The organism is Cytobacillus sp. FSL W7-1323 (assembly GCF_038595015.1).
Taxonomy (GTDB): Bacteria; Bacillota; Bacilli; order Bacillales; family Cytobacillaceae; genus Cytobacillus; species Cytobacillus kochii.
In genome coordinates this window covers 2,079,234-2,100,023 of sequence record NZ_CP151998.1, presented here as the reverse complement: position 1 = coordinate 2,100,023, position 20,790 = coordinate 2,079,234, and the positions used below count along the sequence as shown (strand labels likewise).

At 36.8% G+C, this 20,790-nt stretch carries 22 protein-coding genes; 2 read left to right on the top strand and 20 right to left on the bottom strand.

The window, feature by feature from the left end:
* Positions 1-557: 557 nt before the first annotated feature.
* The 4 genes from MKX67_RS10870 to MKX67_RS10855 all read right to left on the bottom strand — a co-directional run bounded on the left by MKX67_RS10870 (position 558) and on the right by MKX67_RS10855 (position 1,651).
* On the bottom strand, positions 558-758 hold the full coding sequence (locus MKX67_RS10870) for a cold-shock protein (protein ID WP_095373442.1): 201 nt from the start codon (positions 756-758) through the stop codon (positions 558-560).
* Between the two features lie 171 nt (positions 759-929).
* Positions 930-1,067: a YvrJ family protein gene (locus MKX67_RS10865; protein WP_095373443.1), complete on the bottom strand. Its 138-nt coding sequence runs from the start codon at positions 1,065-1,067 to the stop codon at positions 930-932.
* A 120-nt stretch (positions 1,068-1,187) separates the two neighbouring features.
* Positions 1,188-1,406 (bottom strand): DUF2922 domain-containing protein, encoded by a 219-nt coding sequence (locus MKX67_RS10860; protein WP_095373444.1) that lies wholly within the window; start codon positions 1,404-1,406, stop codon positions 1,188-1,190.
* Positions 1,407-1,432: 26 nt separating this feature from the next.
* Positions 1,433-1,651 carry a DUF1659 domain-containing protein gene (locus MKX67_RS10855; RefSeq protein WP_095373445.1) on the bottom strand — a complete coding sequence of 73 codons (219 nt, stop codon included), beginning with the start codon at positions 1,649-1,651 and terminating at the stop codon, positions 1,433-1,435.
* A 292-nt stretch (positions 1,652-1,943) separates the two neighbouring features.
* Here MKX67_RS10855 and MKX67_RS10850 point away from each other — a divergent pair, with 292 nt between their 5' ends.
* Positions 1,944-2,225 (top strand): phage holin family protein, encoded by a 282-nt coding sequence (locus MKX67_RS10850; protein ID WP_095373446.1) that lies wholly within the window; start codon positions 1,944-1,946, stop codon positions 2,223-2,225.
* A gap of 214 nt (positions 2,226-2,439) precedes the next feature.
* On the opposite strand, the gene MKX67_RS10845 is transcribed toward MKX67_RS10850, so the two are convergent.
* From MKX67_RS10845 to MKX67_RS10780, 14 genes are all read right to left on the bottom strand, one after another.
* On the bottom strand, positions 2,440-3,642 hold the full coding sequence (locus tag MKX67_RS10845; protein WP_322909263.1) for a malic enzyme-like NAD(P)-binding protein: 1,203 nt from the start codon (positions 3,640-3,642) through the stop codon (positions 2,440-2,442).
* 146 nt (positions 3,643-3,788) lie between these two features.
* Positions 3,789-4,748, bottom strand: a complete 960-nt coding sequence (locus MKX67_RS10840; RefSeq protein WP_342489222.1) for a VOC family protein — start codon at positions 4,746-4,748, stop codon at positions 3,789-3,791.
* Between the two features lie 18 nt (positions 4,749-4,766).
* On the bottom strand, positions 4,767-5,552 hold the full coding sequence (locus MKX67_RS10835; RefSeq protein ID WP_095373449.1) for an SDR family NAD(P)-dependent oxidoreductase: 786 nt from the start codon (positions 5,550-5,552) through the stop codon (positions 4,767-4,769).
* A gap of 33 nt (positions 5,553-5,585) precedes the next feature.
* Entirely contained in the window at positions 5,586-6,095 is a 510-nt protein-coding gene (locus tag MKX67_RS10830) for an aromatic-ring-hydroxylating dioxygenase subunit beta (protein ID WP_095373450.1), read from the bottom strand.
* A gap of 28 nt (positions 6,096-6,123) precedes the next feature.
* Positions 6,124-7,425 carry an aromatic ring-hydroxylating dioxygenase subunit alpha gene (locus MKX67_RS10825; RefSeq protein ID WP_095373451.1) on the bottom strand — a complete coding sequence of 434 codons (1,302 nt, stop codon included), beginning with the start codon at positions 7,423-7,425 and terminating at the stop codon, positions 6,124-6,126.
* Positions 7,426-7,484: 59 nt separating this feature from the next.
* Positions 7,485-8,267, bottom strand: coding sequence for an aspartate dehydrogenase (locus MKX67_RS10820; RefSeq protein ID WP_095373452.1), 783 nt, complete (start codon positions 8,265-8,267; stop codon positions 7,485-7,487).
* A 16-nt stretch (positions 8,268-8,283) separates the two neighbouring features.
* A complete protein-coding gene (locus MKX67_RS10815) occupies positions 8,284-9,729 on the bottom strand; it encodes an aldehyde dehydrogenase family protein (protein ID WP_322909261.1) in 1,446 nt (481 codons plus the stop codon).
* Between the two features lie 29 nt (positions 9,730-9,758).
* Positions 9,759-11,480 carry a thiamine pyrophosphate-binding protein gene (locus tag MKX67_RS10810; protein ID WP_095373454.1) on the bottom strand — a complete coding sequence of 574 codons (1,722 nt, stop codon included), beginning with the start codon at positions 11,478-11,480 and terminating at the stop codon, positions 9,759-9,761.
* Positions 11,481-11,506: 26 nt separating this feature from the next.
* Positions 11,507-12,298 (bottom strand): SDR family oxidoreductase, encoded by a 792-nt coding sequence (locus MKX67_RS10805; RefSeq protein ID WP_322909260.1) that lies wholly within the window; start codon positions 12,296-12,298, stop codon positions 11,507-11,509.
* 27 nt (positions 12,299-12,325) lie between these two features.
* Complete coding sequence (locus MKX67_RS10800) at positions 12,326-13,240, bottom strand: VOC family protein (protein ID WP_307314255.1); 915 nt, start codon at positions 13,238-13,240, stop codon at positions 12,326-12,328.
* Positions 13,241-13,377: 137 nt separating this feature from the next.
* Positions 13,378-13,905, bottom strand: a complete 528-nt coding sequence (locus tag MKX67_RS10795) for a cupin domain-containing protein (protein WP_095373457.1) — start codon at positions 13,903-13,905, stop codon at positions 13,378-13,380.
* 132 nt (positions 13,906-14,037) lie between these two features.
* A complete protein-coding gene (locus MKX67_RS10790; RefSeq protein ID WP_095373458.1) occupies positions 14,038-15,309 on the bottom strand; it encodes an MFS transporter in 1,272 nt (423 codons plus the stop codon).
* Positions 15,310-15,941: 632 nt separating this feature from the next.
* Entirely contained in the window at positions 15,942-16,718 is a 777-nt protein-coding gene (locus MKX67_RS10785; protein ID WP_095373459.1) for an IclR family transcriptional regulator, read from the bottom strand.
* Between the two features lie 83 nt (positions 16,719-16,801).
* Positions 16,802-17,605: an alpha/beta hydrolase gene (locus MKX67_RS10780; protein WP_322909259.1), complete on the bottom strand. Its 804-nt coding sequence runs from the start codon at positions 17,603-17,605 to the stop codon at positions 16,802-16,804.
* Between the two features lie 192 nt (positions 17,606-17,797).
* On the opposite strand from MKX67_RS10780, the gene MKX67_RS10775 reads away from it, so the two are divergent.
* A complete protein-coding gene (locus MKX67_RS10775; RefSeq protein ID WP_095373461.1) occupies positions 17,798-18,256 on the top strand; it encodes a DUF2188 domain-containing protein in 459 nt (152 codons plus the stop codon).
* Between the two features lie 129 nt (positions 18,257-18,385).
* On the opposite strand, the gene MKX67_RS10770 is transcribed toward MKX67_RS10775, so the two are convergent.
* Together MKX67_RS10770 and MKX67_RS10765 are read right to left on the bottom strand one after the other, a co-directional pair.
* Positions 18,386-19,126 (bottom strand): SDR family oxidoreductase, encoded by a 741-nt coding sequence (locus MKX67_RS10770; RefSeq protein ID WP_095373462.1) that lies wholly within the window; start codon positions 19,124-19,126, stop codon positions 18,386-18,388.
* A gap of 32 nt (positions 19,127-19,158) precedes the next feature.
* Positions 19,159-20,769 (bottom strand): AMP-binding protein, encoded by a 1,611-nt coding sequence (locus tag MKX67_RS10765; RefSeq protein ID WP_233435261.1) that lies wholly within the window; start codon positions 20,767-20,769, stop codon positions 19,159-19,161.
* Positions 20,770-20,790 lie beyond the last annotated feature (21 nt).

Below are 20,790 nucleotides of genomic sequence, written 5' to 3'. Positions count from 1 at the left end.
TGCAAAGATTAATATATTCCATTTCATTTTTCGAATATGTTTTAAAATAAAAACAAGTAAAGGAGTGAGCATAACAATATATTAAGGAAAAATATGGGCTAGAACGGACAATAATGCAATGATTGGAAGGATAATCAGATTATCATATAAAAGGTGTACCGCTTGTTATGGAGTGAACGAGGATTATTATTGGTTCATCATAGTGATTGAATAATCATCTCGATGATTACTCCTACCGAGTGCAAAAAATGAACCGTGTGGGTCACAATTAACCAATTGCTATACATATGAAAGATTCCAAATGTATAGCAATTATGATATGATGGCAAATCCTTGCAAACATATTAATGATTGTGGGGAAGTACGAAGTCAGCAGGTAATACTTTAAAAATGTTTTGGAAAGATATTGAAGCATCATACCTTCCTATTACTTTTAATATGAATGATCTTGATGAGATGTTTCGTAAGTGGGCTCAGCATCATATTAAGTGAAAGGATCAACTATTATTTTTATATATAAAAACAGCCTAACAAATGTTAGACTGTTTATCATCGAATTATATTTTATTAACGTTAGCCGCTTGAGGTCCACGAGCACCTTCAACAACTTCGAAAGAAACTTCTTGACCTTCATCTAGTGATTTGAATCCTTCAGATTGGATTGCAGAATAATGTACGAATACATCATTTCCGTCTTCGCCTTCGATAAATCCAAAACCTTTTTCTGCGTTAAACCATTTTACTTTACCGTTTTTCATAACAAAAAATCCTCCTTATGGTTGAAAAAACAACCATATAAAAATTCACCTTTAATCATTGTACTTACAAAGACCTATCCAATCAAAGGAAAAGCTTTCTTTATATACCACTAATGAGTAACGGTTAAGTTAAATTTAGCATCTATCCCCATCACTGTCAACAAATTACGCTTAATCTTTTAGCTTCTCAGGCAAGCTTTGAATCGATTGAACAACCACATCTAACTTCGCCTCAATGCGGTAAAGTAAATACAATGTCACAATGATAGGAAAGCCGACTTCACTGATCATTTTAACAAGCTCACTCACATTCGTTCCCTCCTAAATTTGCGTAATAAGAATATAGAAGATAAATAAAAAGATGAACCTCTTTCCTTGCAAAAGATAGAGGTTCACCTAAAATTACAACTTGGTTACAATAACCTTATATTACACTATCTCATAATCAGTAACGGTTCTTTCTACAAGTCTTGCACCTTTAACATTTGTAAGCTTTCCTTTTGTTGATTGAACCGCTTCTGAAGCAATCATTTCTTCCATTACAGTAATAACTTCAGCGATGTCAATAGGTTCTTTAGGATCATCAACTGAAATGGTCGAAACACTTCCATCTGCCGTTCCAAAAGTTAACTCTAATTTTTTCGTCATTCTTTACTCTCTCCCTTCAAATAGTATTATTGTAAAATATCATGGTTGTCATTTCTTTGGATAGAAACGAGTGGTGATTGTGCTAAAGATCCATATGCCTCGGCAAATCGATATAATTGATCAGCCGTAGTTTCTGATATCACATGGCTAAAAGTTTTCACCTTATACTCCGCTTCTCCCTTTTCATTTACACCTGTTTCAAAACTTAAACGAAGCTTTGAATCAACTAAAATTGTTTGTGCCATATTCTCTCCCCCCTTTCACTTCTTATATAAAAGTTAATATGCAAAAGAGACAGGTTATCATCAGATAAATTAAAATTGAGCTACTTACAAGGTGCTTTCGTTTATTAGAACTTAGAGGTTGTTCCACCCCTATTACATACAACAGATAACCTAAAAATAAGGATTTGTTTATACTATTTCTAGTATTTTTCAAAAAATAATACCTTTCTGCTTCTAAACTTAGTGCAAGCGAACAAGCAATCTTATGCGGTTTTCATACTATATTTAATAGCCGGAATAAGGAGGTGGTGACATGAACCTTGTGCAATTTTTGAACCAAAATTATTTTGTATTAATACCGGCGCTTTGGCTCATTGGACATGCACTCAAACAGACCCCTATTATCCCTGATTGGACAATCATTTGGATTTTGTTTATTTGTTCTATCGGTATTGGGAGCATCGGATATGGTTTTTCATTAGAGGCGATTGTTAACGGTATTATTGCAGCAGGGATCGCTGTTTTTGGTCATCAGGTTTTGAAACAAACAAAGGAAGGGATAGTGATAAATAAAAAAACAGATAACGAGGGCTGATATTTGAGGAGGTATGGTGTTCGTGAGAGTAAAGGCTACCGGCATGTTTGGTAGCTTTTATCTTTTTTCTAATTGGACATAAAAAAGACCACAAGTTTAAATGGCTTGTGGCCAAAGTAGATCAAAAGATCTAATAGGGAGGAGATCTTACACAATTATAGTATGTCCACATCTTTATTTTGTTTGGACAAACATCCCCGGCGTATTCATTATTTTATATAAAAATTGGTTCTCTATATGCATTTCTAGTGACACCAGTAGAAATGGCTGCTTCACTAACTGCTTTTGCCACATTATGTGCTACATTGATATCAAATGGATCTGGGATAATATAGTCTCTAGTAAGTTTTTCTTCGTTAATCATGCCTGCTATTGCATAAGCAGCCGCAATCTTCATTTCCTCATTAATCACTTTGGCTCCTACATCTAATGCACCTCTAAAAATTCCTGGAAAAGCTAATACATTGTTCACTTGATTAGGAAAGTCAGACCGGCCGGTACCAATGATGGCTGCTCCAGCATCTTTGGCTTCCTTTGGCATAATTTCTGGACTAGGATTAGCCATCGCAAAAATTATCGCATCACGATTCATTGTTTGTACCATTTCTTTAGATAATACACCTGCTGCAGAGACTCCAATAAACACGTCCGCTCCATTCATTGCCTCTTTTAACGTACCCGATAGAGACTTACTGTTTGTTATTTTGGCTACCTCTTCTTTAATCGCGTTCATCCCTTCCTCTCTTCCGCTATAAATCATTCCTTTTGTATCACAAAGAATCATTTCGCTAACATTTAATTTTCTTAATAATTTAATAATTGAAATCCCCGCTGCACCTGCACCATTAACGACTACTTTTATTTCATCAAGCTTTTTCCCCACAACCTTCAAGCTGTTGATTAAACCAGCTACTGTTACAATTGCCGTACCGTGTTGATCGTCATGGAAGACAGGAATTCCGCATTCTTCAACTAATCTTTGTTCAATTTCAAAACATCTAGGTGCAGAAATATCTTCAAGGTTCACCCCTCCAAATGAGGGCTCTAATAATTTCACCGTACGGACAATCTCATCTACATCATTGGTCTGAAGACAGATCGGCACTGCATCGACATTGGCAAACTCTTTAAAAAGAATCGCCTTTCCCTCCATTACAGGTAAAGATGCCTGAGCACCTATGTTTCCAAGGCCTAAAACGGCACTACCGTCTGAAACGACTGCGACCATATTGCCTTTACTCGTATATTCATAGGCTGACTCTTCATGCTCAGCAATCTTTAAGCAAGGTTCAGCTACACCTGGAGAATACGCCAAACTTAAATCTTCTTTCGTTTTTACTGGCACCTTTGTGGTAATACTAAGTTTTCCCTTATGCAAACGATGAAGCGCTAGTGCTTTCTCCTTTAATTCCATCATATAATCCTCGCTTATTTTTTATTTGAAAATTCAGATAATAAAGACATCAACTTTTGTCATGAAATCACCTGATAAGTATTTACTTAAAAAATTGAGAGAAGCAACCTTGTATACCTCTTCATTTACAAAGCGCTTCCCAATATAGTTTAATATTTTTCTAACAACTCAATGATGACTTTAAAAGTTGAAGTTGTGTCCATATAAGCATATCTGCCATTTCCGTTATAAAAATTACCTCTTTGAATAACTGGATAGCCCATTTCTTCTAAAAGTGTAATCTTTTCATCCATATCTTTTACTACAAAGGATATATGGTGAACACCTTCTCCATATGATTCTAAATGTGTCTTCCATGTGCTTGGCGCTTTTCCAGGCTCAATTAACTCAATTTCTAATAATGGTGTTCGAATGAACATATAGCGACTATCCGCATCCGTTGCTTCACCGTTAAAAACAACTTTTGTTATGTCACTATGACCTGATTGAATCACTGCTGTTTTTTTCACACCTAGTAATTGGCAAAACTTATCTGCTGCTCTATCTAAATCTTTTACCACAATGGCAAGTTGTTCCACAACATTTGTACCTAAAAGTGGCTTTTCTTCTCCCGCTTTGTATGTAGTATCCCTAGGTTCTGCACTTTCTAATAATTCAATCAAAGTTTTCGTTTCATTCGCTGTATCAACATAAATGTACCTTCCATCACTTGATGTAAACTCACCTGATTGAAGAAGCGGATAACCATTTTTTTCTAGGTTCGGCAAATGATTTTGAATCTTATCAACATCAACGGCAATATGATGGATTCCTTCTCCTGTTTCATTGAGAAATTCGCGCATTGTTCCCGGCTCCATATTAGGTTCTATGAGTTCAAATTGAACAGTCGGTGTATTTAGGAATGCTAGTTTACTTTGTGAAGCGGTCGACTTTCCTTTATATATTACTTTAGAGACTTCCTCATCACCTGTTAGGAACCAGCCAGGATTAGGTATACCTAACAGTTTTGAAAAATCAGCCGAGGCTTTTTCAATATCATTGACAACAAATGCTAATTGATTGACCTCTGTACTACCAAGAAGTGGCTGTATTTTCGTATTCGATGCCATAATCATTTATCTCCTTTCTTAACTAAGACCTCTGATGGCTAGGCCGCCATCACTCGAAATGACTTCGCCAGTAATGGCGCGTGATTTACTCGAAGCTAATAATAAATATGGACCAACATGATCATCAGCATTCATTGCGATTCGTAATGGATTTCTCGTTTTTATGCTTTTCGCTTTCGTATCATTGTCGATTTCTTTCACAAATGGTTTTAAAGGTGGGATGACATTAAGTGCTGTTAATGTCCCACCAGGGGCAACTGCATTCACTCTTACGTCTGGTGCAACCTCAAAAGCTAATTGTCTCATTAAACCAATTTGCGCATGTTTACTAGCGGTGTACCATACTCCACCACCATCAGGGTAAAATCCTGCACCTGAAACGGTGAAAATGATATTACCTTTTGTCTTTTGCAATTCGTGAAGGGAAGCTTTCGCACCGTTGAAATATCCTTTAACATTAATGTTCATTAATAAATCATAAGCATCATTCATTGCTTCAGCAGTCACATTTTCGAATTTTGCAAATCCATCGAATACCCCTGCATTAGCAATAAAGACATCTAGTCCCCCAAATTTTTCAACCGCTTGATATACCGCTTTTTCGTGGTCTTCAAAAATAGTGACATCTCCTTCTATACAAATCACCTGCTCACCATATTGTGCCTTGATAGCAGCTAATCCGTCTTTTGAGCGATCAAGAATCGTCACATTTGCTCCTTCATTCAGAAATGAATCCACCACAGCTCTCCCAATACCTGATGCCCCACCAGTTACATAAAGCGAGCGACCACTAAACTCTGCCATCCTAGTTGTCCTCCTCTCTTCCTTGTGAATAAATTAAATAAAGATTGCTAGATTTCGAGTATTAATTGTTGTTTGATCCACGATAAATACCCGTTTCGATAGCTTCCATTTGCCGTTCTCGAACTTGAATTCATCACGACGCTCTCCTGAAATAATATCGTGATGGATATCTGTACTTCTACTTCTATAAAGAAGTAAATAACTATTCACTGACGCAAATTCTTCCTCTTTATAATCTTCCAGTTTTACATTACTGACAAAACGTCGAGTTCGAGAAGGTGGAATTTCCGCCCAAGCATAATCTGTTTTTAAACGATCCACTCTGAGTTTTAGCAAGTCAATATCATCATCAAAACAAAACATATCTGTCGTATAATCAGGTCGCTCTGTTCCTTCCTTATTTATACGGACTGGCATCTGATACTTCAAATCTTGATGCATCAAACTGAACCAGCCATCAAAATCGATATCATCCAATAATTGTGCTTCTTTATATAGCCATTGTTCAAATTCATAATTTGCAAGCATTTTTTCCATACTCATTTCATCTATCTCCTTCCTTCAAGAAAATTTAGCTATTCATTAGCTCCAACCAGTATTTATAAAAATTTCTTTGGTTCGCTTCAGAGAATTTATCATCATAAGCAACTCCAGGACCGATAAAGTCTACTGGTTTTCTATGCAGTCCCATTGTGTAGTTATAAGTTAAATTTTTCATTACTGGCATAGGGCCTTTTGCTGCGGCAGTAATGTCAGTAAATACTTCCGTATCGTCTTGTTCAAAAATGCCTGATGGGCTGAATGTAAGGACAAAGGATTCACGTGAACGTCTCTTCCAATCTTCAGGTGCATTTTTTTCTACTAAAAACCAAGCAATCACTTCCATTTTGTCGTGATCGATTGGTCGCCATAACCTAACAGTGGTATTGGAAATCAATTGCCCTTTTACTTTCGTATGAGAAATTAAGAAAGATAGATGTGGAAAGATGTTCCCGATCATATTCTTCAAGTTACTTAATACTTCAAACTGTTCTGACGATAAATTCGATTTATATTCTTCTATTAATTCTTCTGGAAAAGCAAAATCAGGATTTGGTGTACCAAGATTTAGTCCATGGCCATTTTCACTATGAATTTGATAACCCATTTTGGAATACGTTGCAGAGGGTACCATTCCTAATTTAGCAATTGAACCATGTGTCACCATTGTATGATAGGAGTCACCAACAAAATTATCAGCACCAATCTTCCAATTCGAATGAATCACGAAACGTTGCGGAGCACCGAGAACTTCCATTTCAGCTCGACCTACTAATATATCAAGATACCATTTAAAATCTCCTAAAAAATCATCTAATGATTCTGCCTCATCATTCCAAGTACCAAATAACAATCCTTTATAGGATTCAATTCGTACTTCTGTTAAACCCATAGTAGATTTATCTAGCTCTTCACCATAGATGTTTTTTTGTAGTGGAACACCAATTAAATCACCATTGTTTTTAAAGTTAAATCCATGATATGGACAAACAAAAGCAGATTTATTCCCTTTGTCTGCACGACACAACTTCATACCACGATGCGTACACATATTGTAAAATGCCTTGATGCTGCTATCTGCATTTCTAGATACAATAATTGAATATCCGGCTAAATCTCTCAGCATATAATCATTTTTATTAGGTATTTCTGATTCATGACCAATAAATATCCATGTTTTCATAAAGACTTTTTTATGTTCAAGATCATAAACTTTGGGATCGGCCAACACGTAGGCAGGTATTTCTCCTACTTCCGGTTTGACCGTATCATTCAAATGTTCCAATAATTCCGATTTTGTCATATCCTCTATGTCTTTTGCCGTTTTAATCATAATAATCCCCCTTCTTACCAATTGATTCATCGATGTCACAAAGATTATTGTACTAATTCTTACCCCACTTTGATAGATTGATCCTTATGTTTCAATGTTGAGAGAACACTTAAAGCTGCTAAGTAACTTGTCTTTGGGTTGTTTGGCATCGGATCATTTTCAACCACTAGTTTCACTTTTCCAAACGCCCCTTTAGCTGTAATCTCATGACTATTTTTCGTTGCTTTTGGATCAGCAATAATCTTCACTTTTGTCTCTTTTGAACCAAGTCCAGCTAATGATAGAATAATTGATACGTTAATATTCTTAGGAAACTGTTTAATCGCTTCATAGGCATTACCTTCAAATAAGACTGTTTTATTCTCGAGAGTAACACCGTTTAAGGCATGCGGTGGCTTCGTTGTTGTTAACGATACTTCTTGTAAAGCACCAATAGCCTTAGCAGCTTTTAATATATCCAAGCCTCCTACTGCACCTGAAGGTAAATGAATCGTTGTCCCTTGTTCTTTACAAATCGTTTCTAATTGGAGAAAATAGTCGTTATCAGAAAATGCGCCAACACTGCTCACAACAAGATCTTTACCATGTGTGAGAACCGATGTGGCATGAGCTCGAACAACGTCTACAGTAGCTGCTTCAACTATCACATCTATATCTGAAGCAATCAGTTCATCGATTGATTGGTAGCTTCGCAAATCATACTCTTCAGCCAGCTCATTTGCTTTCTCTTGATTTCTTGTATACAATCCAACGAATTGTGCGCCATCTACCAATTTATCGCTATTGATAGATTGTAGCAAAAATTTTCCGATATTTCCTCCACCTATTAATCCCAGCTTCATTTTTTAACCCTACTTTCTAATTCGCGAATCCATAAGTGTCTGCAAAAAATTCCAAGCTACAGTGTCTCGTTTCGCGTGAAATACCACTTTCTTTTAAACCAGGAAAATCTAAATGAAGGTCCTGGAATACAGTATGGTTATTGATAAATACAGCACCGGCTTCTAATTGATCAGCAAACGCAATCGCTTTCTTTTCATTTTCTGTCCAAACAGACGCACGTAAACCAAAATGGCTATCGTTTGCAAGCTTTAATGCTTCTTCATTTGTCTTAAATGAGAGAATCGGAATTACTGGTCCAAATTGTTCCGCTTGAACAATTTCGCTATTTTGATTAACACCAGTAATAATAGTAGGTTCAATAAAGTATCCATCATTCCAACCTTCTGGATCAATTTTGATTCCACCTGTAAGGACTTCTGCCCCTCCATCTTTCGCTCTCGAAATTAACCCTTTCACATATTCATATTGTGATTGATTATTTAACGGTCCCATCTCTACATCTGGTTGAATCCCACTACCAATCCGAATATATTGGAACTTTTTCCTTAATTTTTCCACAAGCTCTTCATAACGAGATTCATGCACATATACCCTTTTAACTGCTGAGCATACTTGACCAGCTGCTCGTAAGATACCAAATCTTAACTTAGTTATTAATTCATCATCGAGTTTCGCATCTTCCAAGATGATGGCTGCATCATTCCCGCCTAATTCCATGAAGATGTTTTTCACATTGCTAGCTGACGCTTTCATAATTTCTTTACCCGTTTCCGTACTACCAACAAAGGCAACTGTTCGTACACTAGAATCTTTGCAAAGTGCATCTCCTATTACTGAACCTGACCCTGTTACAACATTCAATACACCATTTGGAAAGTATGAAGCGACTTTTTCTAGAAATGTCATAATTGTTAGCGGACAACTTGTAGCTGGTTTAACGATGACTGTATTACCTGTTAAGATAGCAGGAATAACACGCTTAAATGTTAAAATCATCGGTGAATTCCATGGAGAGATTACCGCAGTTACCCCTCTCGGCCTTCTACGAATTTGCACTTTTTGTTTTCCATCTAATGACTCTGGTTGCCACCAAGTTAATAATTCATCGGACGCTTCTTTCATAATGTCGACACATCGAAGTAAATCTTTCTTTGCTTCAACTAATATTTTACCATTTTCCCTTACGAGTAAATTCACATTCTCTTCAACGATTTTTTCAATCGCTCCTGCTGCTACCTTCATTTTTTCTGCGCGTTCGTGAATATCTGATTGAGACCAAGATTCGAATGCCGTCACTGCTGATGTTATCGCTTTATCTACATGCTCCTTTGTACAAAGGGCAACTTCTCCAACTACTTCTTGCGTATTTGCTGGATTAATGACTTCTTTTTTATTTTCCGCTTCCAACCATTTACCATCAATTAAAAATTTTCCTGAAACTTTAGGATATGTTGAAATCATTATGCTTCCTCCTTTACTCAGATGTTTACTTATAACTTCTTCGGTTTAAACGCATCAGCAGCACCAGGAGGTCCCTCAAAAGGTTTAGCCATTGGCCCTACAGCTTCCATATCTACAACGATGATTGTCGGATTAACACTTTTTGCCGCTTTATTTATTTCTACGGCAAATTCATCACTTGAATGAATTCGTACCGCATCAAATCCCATAGACTCTCCCAATTGCACAAAATCAGGACTTAGTAGATCAACAGCTACTTGACGACCGTATGCATTTTGTTGGATATTACGAAGAACGCCATAACCACCATCATCAAATAAGATAACAATAAGTGGGAGAGCCTCCTCGGCAGCAGTCGGCATTTCACCAACATTCACCATAAAGCCCCCATCACCAGCCATTAAAACCACTTTGCGATCCTTTGCAGCCATTTGAGCACCAATCGCTGTCGGTAACCCTTGACCTATTCCACCACCGGAAGCATGAATAGATGTTCTCGGTTCAAGAATCTCGAACAATCTGCTGCCCCATACATTAGCTTGTACTGTCACATCTCGTACGAGCACTGTATCTTTCGGTAATGCTGCTCTCATTTCGTCCATTATTTGTTCATATGGACCTAAAGTTGCTCGTAAATTAGCTCGTAATTTTTCTCGTAGTTGCTTTACTTCAGCCTTATACGATGGTTTATCTTGAACATCTTTTGTCTGTAATTGCGTGACAAAGTGATTTAAAATATCCTTCGCGTCTCCAACAAGTCCATAACTACAAGGGTAATTTCGATTTATTCCTTGCCAATCGGCATCAATTGCAATATGATTATTCGGCACTTCAACCTTCCAATTTGACGTTTCATTTCCTCTAAATCTCACACCGACACTAATTAACAAATCCGCATTCTTGAGCATTTCTTTCGTGTCTGGATAGGCAGCAAAATGACCAATACATTGAGGATGATCTTCAGGGATGCTTCCTTTTCCGGATTGGCTCGTAATAACAGCAGCTCCTAGCTGATTAGCCAATCTTGTTAACTCTTGGGATGCATTTGCTGAAATGACACCTCCACCAGCCCAAATCACAGGACGTTTCGCTTTAGCAACCAATGAGAGAATATCTTCAGGAATATATGTATTTGAGTTAACTTCCGGAGTTTTTACCGACCAGTCTTGTAAATGCAGGTCAGGAATAATCGCAGATTGATAATCAATGGGGATTTCTAACGAAACAGGACCAGCCGGCGCAGTTTGAGCAGTTACAACAGCCTGCCTTACCACTGCTTTTGCTTGATGTGGCACTCTTAAGCGCATCGCTTGTTTAGAACATCCTTCTAACATTGATAATTGATCTTTACATTCATGAATATAGCCACGGCCAGTACCTAAATAGGGGGATGCTACTTCACCAGTTAGATGCAGAAGTGGTACACCTGCTGCCCAAGCCTCAACAAGTGCGCCTGCTGCATTACCTGCGCCTGTTCCTGTACTTGTAATGACAACACCTAACTCTCCTGTAACACGTGCGTAGCCATCGGCCATATTTACCGCGCCACTTTCACCACGTGCACATACAAGATGGATGCTTCCTTCTCGTAAAATGGCATCATAAATCGGCATATTATGTATACTTACAATTCCAAATGCTGTCGTAACGCCCGCTTTAACAAGCTCTTGAACAATCGCATCAGCAACCGTAAAGTTCATCTCCGAGTTATCTGTTACACCTGCTGTCTCCATTTGCTTTGTTTCTGTCATAGTATCTTCCTACCTTTTTTGTGTATTTATAACGCCTTTCCTAATGCACCTGCTGTTTCAATAGTTGAGCCAGCGACATAGCTTGCATGTTTGGATGCTAAAAATAAAATCACACTAGCTACTTCTTCTGCTTCTCCAACACGACCAAGTGGTATATTTCTTTTCTTCGCTAAGTCTGCATAATAACTTTCTGGATCCATATCGGGTGCATTTTTCTTCCTTCTTCTCTCCCATTGATCCGTTCTAATTAAGCCAAGACTTACAGAATTCACAAGAATATTATCACTCGCCAGTTCTTGCGATAATGTTTTACTTAAATTAAGTAATCCTGCTCTTGTCGCAGCTGTTGCAATCATATGCCTTTCTGGTTCTTTCGCGAGCGTAGCATTTATATTTATTATTCGGCCGCCGCCACGCTTAACTAAGTAGGGATGAACAGCTTTTACAGCGTGGATGATAGCAAAATACTTTAATTGAATTTGTTGTTCCCATTGATCATCAGTAACATCAAAGAAATGTCCCATTACACTTTGCCCTGCTGCATTGACTAAAATATCAATACCTGAAAATTTTTCTGCCACACCTTTGACAAAACGCTGTACATCTTCTTTATTCGTTACATCACATGTTTCGGCAAAAATGCTATTAGCAGATGCTAAATCATTTAAATATTTCTCTGCCGTATTTTTTCTTGTTTCATCTCTACCACAAATAGCAACTTTAGCACCTTCAGCTAGGAACATCTCAGCCGTTTTCAATCCAACACCTGAAGTCCCCCCCATAATAATTGCTACTTTATTATTTAATCCTAAATCCATTACACTCTTCCTTTCTTAAGTCAGCCATTAAATCAAAGATTGTAATTTTGCCCAGCCTGGATCTGGTTTTCCCCCCATTGCTGCACGTGCTTCTTTGGATGGTGGCCCAGCAATCCCCCATTGATCCATTAAGTGTGGTACACGTTTCCATACTCTTGCTTTCCATTCTGCTTCATCCTCAATCGTTTCAAGATAACAAGTGTATTCCATAACAAAATTACCTGGGTCTTTGAAATAGCAAAAGATATTATCTCCTGGTCCGTGTCTACCTGGTCCCCATAGTTCATTCAATCCAGCTTTCCGCACATTAGCAATGCCACGCATGACCTCATCTACTGTATCAACTTCGTAAGCAATATGATTGACAGATGCATGACCCTCTTGATTAAAAGCAATGGAGTGATGTTTTCGATTACAACGTAAGAACACCATTTTATCTTCACTCCAGTCTGTCACTTTAAAGCCAAGAATATCTGTATAAAATTCTGTAATCATTTGTAAATCAGCGGTATTCATTACTACATGATTAAGTTTGACTGGATCTACATTTTTTTGATTCCAAATAGATGTATGAATTTCAACCCACGTCGATAATTCAATTACACGATTTTCTGGATCAGCAAAGCGGAGACCATAACCTTTACCTTCCTCATCTAAATAGCCCGGTGCTTGCACAATCGGTACGCCTTTTTCTTGTAAATATTCTGCAGCACGGTCAACTGCATGCTTATCCACCATGCCAAATGCGATATGATGAAGAGCACTTCTATCTCCACTGTGCAAGCTAAGAATATGATTCTCAGGTCCTGCTCCTCTGAAATAAACCGTTTGTTCATCCTCAGCCGTTTTGTCTAATCCCCAAACTTTTTCATAAAAGGCTGCTTGTTCTTCAATGTTCGGAGTAATAAGACTGATATGTCTTAAATGGGTAATACCAATCATCTTGAAACCTCCTCTATAAATAAAGCGAAAGTTCGTGGTAAATGTTTCGCTCGTTACAAATTATTGGTGAATATAGAATGTTAATAAAAATCGGTAAGGATAGACCATATGAGATTGGTCTTCCTTACCTCACTTAATTATTTATCTGCAATAATTGCTTCTCTTTCTTTCGCTCTTTGAAGACGAAGTTCTTCTAATTCGCTCCCTTTAACGTAAGTTGGCAAATTCGGTTTAACTGCACCAAGCATAACCAACATTAATGCTTCTTCGTCACCATCATTATGAATCCCACGATATACGCCAGGTGGGGAACTGATACAATCACGCTCGTTTAAACGAATTTCATGAACCTCATCACTATCTACTTCTTGAATCAACGCTTTTACACTTCCTTTAATAATGAAGAAAACTTCTTCAACATCATCATGTAAATGCAATGGTCCAATACAACCTGCAGGTAATACCATTGTGCTTAATGTAAAGTGCTCAGCTGCAATAACATTAGAATCAGCATTTGCAGTGGCTCCACGACCAATATATCTCATTTGTGCTCTTTTAAATCTTGGGTCAATTTCTTCTTGGAATTTAAGAACATTCCAATCTAATGAACGATCCTGTAATCTTGCTACATGCTTCTTTTCAAATTCTTTAACATCAAATGCCATTTTCAAAAACACTCCTTTATGTTTTATATTAGAAACACTGTTTCTCCTATAAATCAATTTTAAAATCTGTTAACAAAAAAGTCAACAAATTTTGAGAAAATTTTAAAAAGATAAATAGTTGGAATGAAACGATTAACCTACTATTGACTGGTTATTATGAACAACCCTTAACTCAGTTGATTCCCGCTTAAGAGTAAATAAATAAGCAACAAAACCTAAAGTGGAGGCAAAAATTAACACAATGATTGATGTCCCAAAGTCTCCGTTTGATAAATCTCGTAAATATCCCATAATATAACTGGCGAAACCACCCATAATATTAGTAAACCCCATCATACCTGCTGCTCTACCAGCGGTTTCAGGTGTAGAGAATTTCACAATAAATAAATTACTTAGATGGAAGACGCCACCTTGTGTACCCATAGCTAATCCCATGCAAATACCTGCAACTATCGCGTTAGGCGACATAATGCCACCACATAAAAAGATTGTTGTTAATGCAAATAAAATGGTCGCCATCAGGCTTGGGCGGTTTGTCTTATCTGATAAGTAACCACAAATAAGGACAAATCCTAAGGCAAATAACCAAGATAAGGAGGTAATACTACTCATTGCTTCCCTAGAAAAACTCTTCGCTTCGATTAAATAAGTAGGTAACCATATACTAATACCAAAAAATAAGAAAGAAGACATCAGCATTCCAAACCATACAATCCAGTACCTATAGTCTTGAGCAAAATTTTTCGATCCATCTTTTTTATCAATCGGGTTTTTCTCACGTATATAGGCAAGCTCCTCATGTGTAATCCCTTTATGCTCTTCTGGTATATCTCTTGTAAGAAAATAAAAAAGTGGCAGTACAAGCAATAAATTAAAAGCAGCGAGTAGGAAAAATGCAGCTTGCCAATGGAGACTAGCAATGATAGCGGTTAGCATTAATGCACCAACAGCCGGCCCTAAATAGTTACCAGATAACCATGATGCTTGTGCTTTTCCTAATTCTTTATAATGGAACCAGTTAGCAATGAATTTTCCACATACAGGAATCATCATTCCCTCACCAAACCCAAGAACGATTCTTGACAAGATAAACATCTCATATGTAGTCGACAAGCCAGCGGTAATCATCGTAATGGTCCAAACAACCAAACCTAACATTGCTGTTTTTCTGGCACCTAGTTTATCAATAATTACACCCCAAAATAGGTTTGAAACCGCATAAGCAATTGTGAATATAAAAGTGATGAAACCAATCTTGGCATTTTCACCAGCAATCCCTAAGTCACTAAGAAAATCAGCATCTGTTTGAATAATAGAAATACCAAGCTTGTCAATTTGGCCAAAAAACCAAAAGAAGAATATCGGTACAGCAATATATAACCATCTTTTCTTTCCTGTTAACATTCTTTACCCTCCTATCATATGTGGAAAAAATCACTAATTAACAAAAATCACCTCCATATAAATTTCGATCCATTTAAAACTTTGTTTTTTATACAAAACAAAGTTTATATAATCTTAAAATTTTTAAAAAATTTTGTCAATACAGATTGTTATAAATTAAAACTATTTTCACTATACTTATAATGAAAATTGAACATCCCAACTGATTTCACTTATTTTAAAAGTGAATACGTATTATTTTAAAGAAGCCCAAAAAGATTCGAAATTTTAGTCACTTTATCAGGTGATTTCATATATTTTTTTTAATCTATTTAATTTAATGACCTTTTTTATTGTGAACTATTTATAAAAAGTGAGTCCCTGCCAATTTAAGGAACGACAAATGAAGAGGTTGATGATGAGAAGTAATATATTAATCTAGTAGATTAATTTGTAGAGTTATTACTATGAGAGCGACACTAGGGAAAGATTGTACATATATATAAAACAATTACTCTTTCATAACTAAAGAAAGATAAACTGTAAAGAAGTAAGTTTCATGTGAAAGAAAAAGGTAAATCCAATAAAAAAACCCGAATCAATTAGATTCGGGTACAACAATTGTTAATGAGTAGTTCGTGTCTTCTAGTGAATCAATTTCCAATAAGTCCGGATAATTGTTTGGATATATCAAGGATTTTCGGTAAAGCAACTTTTTCGATAAAATCATTCTGATATGTGACATCAGTGGCGACAATATTAATGGCTGCTACTACTTTTCCACTACGATCATATATTGGCGCCGCTACAGATTGAATTCCTTGATGGAATTCACCTAAAGAAATTGCATAACCGTTTTTCCTGATTGTTTCTAATTCTTCAAAGAACCCAGGTAAATCAGTTTGCGTTTTTTCTGTATACGGTTTTAAGTTAGATCCATACACTGTCTCACGTAGCTTCCCTTCTGGTTGCATAGCTAATAAAAGCTTGCCATTAGCTGTTGCATGTGCAGGCAATCTTAAACCGATATTTACATTTATGGCAGATACCCCGCGAACAGGTGCACTACCTATGTATACGACTTCATAATCATCTAATATCGATAAATGACATGACGCTCCAGTTGTATCACGGAGTGTATCCAAATAAGGCTGAATGATTTCAGGTAAGTTTAAACTATTCAAATAAGCAAACCCAAGCTCAAGCACTTTTGGTGTTAAGCTATAGCGCTTTGTATGTTCATCTTGATGTAAGTAACCTAACGTTTGCAATGTATAAAGTAAACGGTATGGTACTGTACGACTTACATTTAGTTCCTTCGCAATTTCAGCTAGAGACATCGTTGGACGTCCACCGTTGAATAATTTCAAAATTTCTAATCCTCTGACTAATGAATTGGCATTATATCTCTCTTTTTCACCGTTAGCCACTCCATCACCCCACTTTCCCAGTAAATGCTATATTACTATTTTAACAAAAAATCGATCAAAAAGATATTAAGAATCATTTTCATTTATATATTTACAGGATTTTGCAGAAATGTCCGAACGGCTTCATTAAAAGATGCTGGGTCCTCTTGATAGCAAAGATGGCCTGTATTAGGAATGATCACCAACTGTGATTCGGCAATCGCATGATGAAATATTTTTGCCTCTTCAACAGGAGTTGCCTTATCAAATTCACCACATAATATTAAAGTTGGCGTTGTTATGCTCCCATAAATGTCCGTGTGATCCAAGGAATATAATGAGTTAGCAACCGAAATATATCCTTTCGGTCGAACTTGCGCCATAATTCTTTCTGCTTCTTTCACAACCTCCAGATTTGCCTCTGGCGCTAACAATTCTCTTACTCTTTGTTTTGCTAGTTCTTCTCCTGTTAGATTTGTCACATTATAAACTCTTCTAGTTAACTTTTTCCTGTTCTCTTCTTCACTATTCCCAGCAGCCCCTCGTGTTGGATCAGCAATAATAAGTAATTCAACTCGATCTTTGAATCGATAGGTAAAATCTATAGCAATAGCAGAGCCCATTGAATGACCAAGTAAGTAAAATTTTTGTAATTCTAGGGCATCGACAAATTGCTTTAGTATATCAGCAAATTGCCGGAAACTTGTAAACTCTTCCTCCGGATCACTACTTTGACCATAACCTGGTGCATCCCAAACGAATACTTGAAAGTCTTTTGATAAATCATCCAATTGTTTTGTCCACGACTGAGAATTATTACCTAACCCGTGTAAAATAATAAGCGGCTTTCCCTCACCTTTCACTCTGTAATGAATCTTCATTTCTTTACTTACTCTTATGGTAGGCATTTTACTCCTCCTCTTCATTATGTTTCTATAACAAAACATTGTTTTAATTTTAAATAGATACCCATCATTTGTCAATCATTATTCTAAATTTTTAGACATTTCACTATTGTTATGTACTACTCTTACTTTTTTTATGAGTAATCTTTATCAAACTAGGGTATGAATTTAATAATAAACTAGGAGGTGGAGAACATGCCCTGGCATACGACAGATTATCCAGATTCATTCAAAAACTTAGAAACAGCGATGAAGAAAAAAGCCATTGAAATAGCTAACAGTCTTATTCGTGATGGCTATAATGAAAGTCGTGCTATTCCAATTGCCATTGAACAAAGTAAAAAATGGTATAGCGATGCAACAACGAAAGAACGAAACCAAATGATTCAAGCAACTGACAGTGAGTTACAACCCGAAGGAAAAGGGGATAAAGAAAAGAGTAAACGAGTTCAAGAAGGACAACATGTACTACCACACGATGATGGTTGGGCAATTACAACTGATCATGGAAAAAAACCATCTGAGATCCTTCCTACGAAGGCAGAAGCAGTCAAAAGAGCAAAGGAAATCGCTCAAAATAAAAAAACACATCTTGTAATATATAAAAAAGATGGAACCATTGACGAGAAACATTCTTATGATATAGAAGAGTAACAATATATTACTGCCTATTCAAGCACAAACACAAACAAGCCGAATAAGGTTTCGGCTTGTTTGCATGCTCTTATACTTATTTTCTATCCTTAAGAACTTAGGAAAAAGGTTATCCTTTTTTTATCTTGTTTAACACATTGTTAAACCGCCATTAACAGAAAGTGTTTGCCCGGTAATATAATCCGCTTCCTTCGAAGCAAAAAAAGCGACTGCACCAGCAATATCCTCTGGTTGGGCTAATTTTCGGAATGGAATGGCTTTCTCTAGTGCAGCAGCAATCCCTTTATTATAAGATCCTATCTCCTGGAAAAGTGGCGTATCGGCTGGACCTGGCGCAATGCAGTTCACATTAATCTGATATCTGGCCATTTCTCTTGCAATCGTCTTTGTAAATGCAATTACACCACCTTTAGCAGCAGAGTAAACTCCTTCTCCACTTGAACCTACTCTCCCAGAATCTGAAGCAATGTTGACTACCTTTCCTTTCCCATTTTCTATCATTAATGGCAGGATCATTTTACATGTGTGTACTTGACCCATTAAATTAATGTCTATTACCTTTCTCCAAGTATCGGGTTCACTTTGTAAAAATGGTTCAATTTTATCCCATCCCGCATTATTTACAAGTAAATCAATACTCCCATACTTCTGCTGCACTTCCTTTACTGATCGTTCTACACTTTCTAAACTCGTAACATCACAATGTACAGCAAACCCCTCTCCACCTATTTCTTTCACAAGTTCAATAGTTTCTTTCGCATTATTTATATTGATATCACTGGCAACCACTTGATAATTATTTGCAACAGCTAAACAAATTGCTCTTCCCATCCCCCTACCGCCACCGGTAATATAGGCAATTTTACTCATTATTCAAACACTCCTTTTTACTTAAGTTACATTCAATTCTTTAGTAACGATTCTCTTAATTTAAACTTCTGGATTTTCCCACTTGCTGTTCGTGGAAATTCCTCTAGAAGGACAAAATGTTCGGGCCAATATTGTTTCGCTACCCCTTTTTCCAGTAAAAACTGTTGTAACATAGCTAAAGTAAGCGTAGTAGCCCCTTGTTTCAATTGAATAAATGCGCATGCTTTTTCTTGCAATCGTTCATCTGGCATTGCCACAACCTGCACATCATTGATCAACTCATACTCATATAGGACATTTTCAATATAAGATACGGGGATATTTTCCCCACCTCGAATAATAATATCTTTGTTTCTACCAGTAATTCTTAAATAACCATCCTCATCCAACACGCCTCTATCACCAGTAATAAACCAATCTCGATCGAATTCAGACTGCGTTTTCTCTATTTGTTTATAATAACCGCGAAATAAAGCCGGTCCACGGCAATAAATATTACCTTCTTCTCCCGCCTGGCAAGTCTCCCCTTCTTGATTGACAACCTTTACTTCCATGCCAGTGAAAGCAACACCATCTGTTTCCGTCAATTTTTGAATGGAATCAGTTCTCTTTGTTAAAGTAACTAACCCATTTTCTGTTTGCCCCCAACCGGCCAATATTTTGAATGATACAACCTTTTCTGCTTGCTTGACTAAGTTTCTCGGAATAGGGGCGCCTAAAGCAATAAAATACTTCAAACTACTAATATCTGCTGTGCTTTTTTTAGCCGCTGCGATTGTGTCTTTTAAAAAAGGTGTAGCTCCAGCCGTAAAAGTCACTTTCTCTGTTTCTATAAGCTTTAAGAATGAATCTGGATTCCAAGTATCTTGGTAGACGGCTGTACCACCATATTGTGTTGGTAACCTTACGCCGTATGCAAACCCAGTTTGATGGGCAAAAGTTGAAGCCATAAATAACACATCTTCATTCGTTAATTGCAAATGATCAATCCAATAATGGGAAGTAATACATAAAGTATTATGAGTATGCATGACACCTTTAGGAAGACCTGTTGTACCTGATGTAAAGATAATCTCAGTCACTTCATTAGGATCTATTTCTATATTTAGCTCATCTCTACGCTTTTGAAGTATGTCTATAGAAGTGACTATTGATGCAAACGATTTCATTTTTTCCGGTATTGGTAACGAATTTCCTACAACAACAATATTCTCAAGTTCCGGCCATTCGTTTAGACATTTTCCTACCATTTCAATATAATCATGGCCTCTAAAACAATCTGGAATAATTAATAATTTAGCCCCTGCCTCTTTAACCATATAAGTAAGTTCTCTTTCTCGGTAAATAGGTACAAGAGGGTTCGTAATCGCCCCAATTTTTGAAGCAGCATAATGTAGAATAACAAACTCATTCCAATTCGGAAGCTGAATAGAAATGACATCGCCTTTTTTTATACCTAAGTCCAATAAACCTAGTGCGACGCGATCGACCATTGAACCTAACATTTTGTATGTGTATCGACTTTTACTATCGATAATCGCTGTTTTATTTGGTGTACGCGTGATTGCTTCATCTAAGTAATCAATCATCGTTTTATTGAGCCATTGTGAAGAATATGATGTTAATCCATCTAATTGTTCCACAATAAACACTCCTTCATCTTT

Bases quoted from the DNA above. Each gene is read 5' to 3' on its own strand.
- MKX67_RS10870 (WP_095373442.1), bottom strand. From the start codon at position 758: ATGAAAAACGGTAAAGTAAAATGGTTTAACGCAGAAAAAGGTTTTGGA.
- MKX67_RS10860 (WP_095373444.1), bottom strand. From the start codon at position 1,406: ATGACGAAAAAATTAGAGTTAACTTTTGGAACGGCAGATGGAAGTGTT.
- MKX67_RS10855 (WP_095373445.1), bottom strand. From the start codon at position 1,651: ATGGCACAAACAATTTTAGTTGATTCAAAGCTTCGTTTAAGTTTTGAA.
- MKX67_RS10850 (WP_095373446.1), top strand. From the start codon at position 1,944: ATGAACCTTGTGCAATTTTTGAACCAAAATTATTTTGTATTAATACCG.
- MKX67_RS10845 (WP_322909263.1), bottom strand. From the start codon at position 3,642: ATGATGGAATTAAAGGAGAAAGCACTAGCGCTTCATCGTTTGCATAAG.
- MKX67_RS10840 (WP_342489222.1), bottom strand. From the start codon at position 4,748: ATGGCATCGAATACGAAAATACAGCCACTTCTTGGTAGTACAGAGGTC.
- MKX67_RS10835 (WP_095373449.1), bottom strand. From the start codon at position 5,552: ATGGCAGAGTTTAGTGGTCGCTCGCTTTATGTAACTGGTGGGGCATCA.
- MKX67_RS10830 (WP_095373450.1), bottom strand. From the start codon at position 6,095: ATGAGTATGGAAAAAATGCTTGCAAATTATGAATTTGAACAATGGCTA.
- MKX67_RS10825 (WP_095373451.1), bottom strand. From the start codon at position 7,425: ATGATTAAAACGGCAAAAGACATAGAGGATATGACAAAATCGGAATTA.
- MKX67_RS10820 (WP_095373452.1), bottom strand. From the start codon at position 8,267: ATGAAGCTGGGATTAATAGGTGGAGGAAATATCGGAAAATTTTTGCTA.
- MKX67_RS10815 (WP_322909261.1), bottom strand. From the start codon at position 9,729: ATGATTTCAACATATCCTAAAGTTTCAGGAAAATTTTTAATTGATGGT.
- MKX67_RS10810 (WP_095373454.1), bottom strand. From the start codon at position 11,480: ATGACAGAAACAAAGCAAATGGAGACAGCAGGTGTAACAGATAACTCG.
- MKX67_RS10805 (WP_322909260.1), bottom strand. From the start codon at position 12,298: ATGGATTTAGGATTAAATAATAAAGTAGCAATTATTATGGGGGGGACT.
- MKX67_RS10800 (WP_307314255.1), bottom strand. From the start codon at position 13,240: ATGATTGGTATTACCCATTTAAGACATATCAGTCTTATTACTCCGAAC.
- MKX67_RS10795 (WP_095373457.1), bottom strand. From the start codon at position 13,905: ATGGCATTTGATGTTAAAGAATTTGAAAAGAAGCATGTAGCAAGATTA.
- MKX67_RS10790 (WP_095373458.1), bottom strand. From the start codon at position 15,309: ATGTTAACAGGAAAGAAAAGATGGTTATATATTGCTGTACCGATATTC.
- MKX67_RS10780 (WP_322909259.1), bottom strand. From the start codon at position 17,605: ATGCCTACCATAAGAGTAAGTAAAGAAATGAAGATTCATTACAGAGTG.
- MKX67_RS10775 (WP_095373461.1), top strand. From the start codon at position 17,798: ATGCCCTGGCATACGACAGATTATCCAGATTCATTCAAAAACTTAGAA.
- MKX67_RS10770 (WP_095373462.1), bottom strand. From the start codon at position 19,126: ATGAGTAAAATTGCCTATATTACCGGTGGCGGTAGGGGGATGGGAAGA.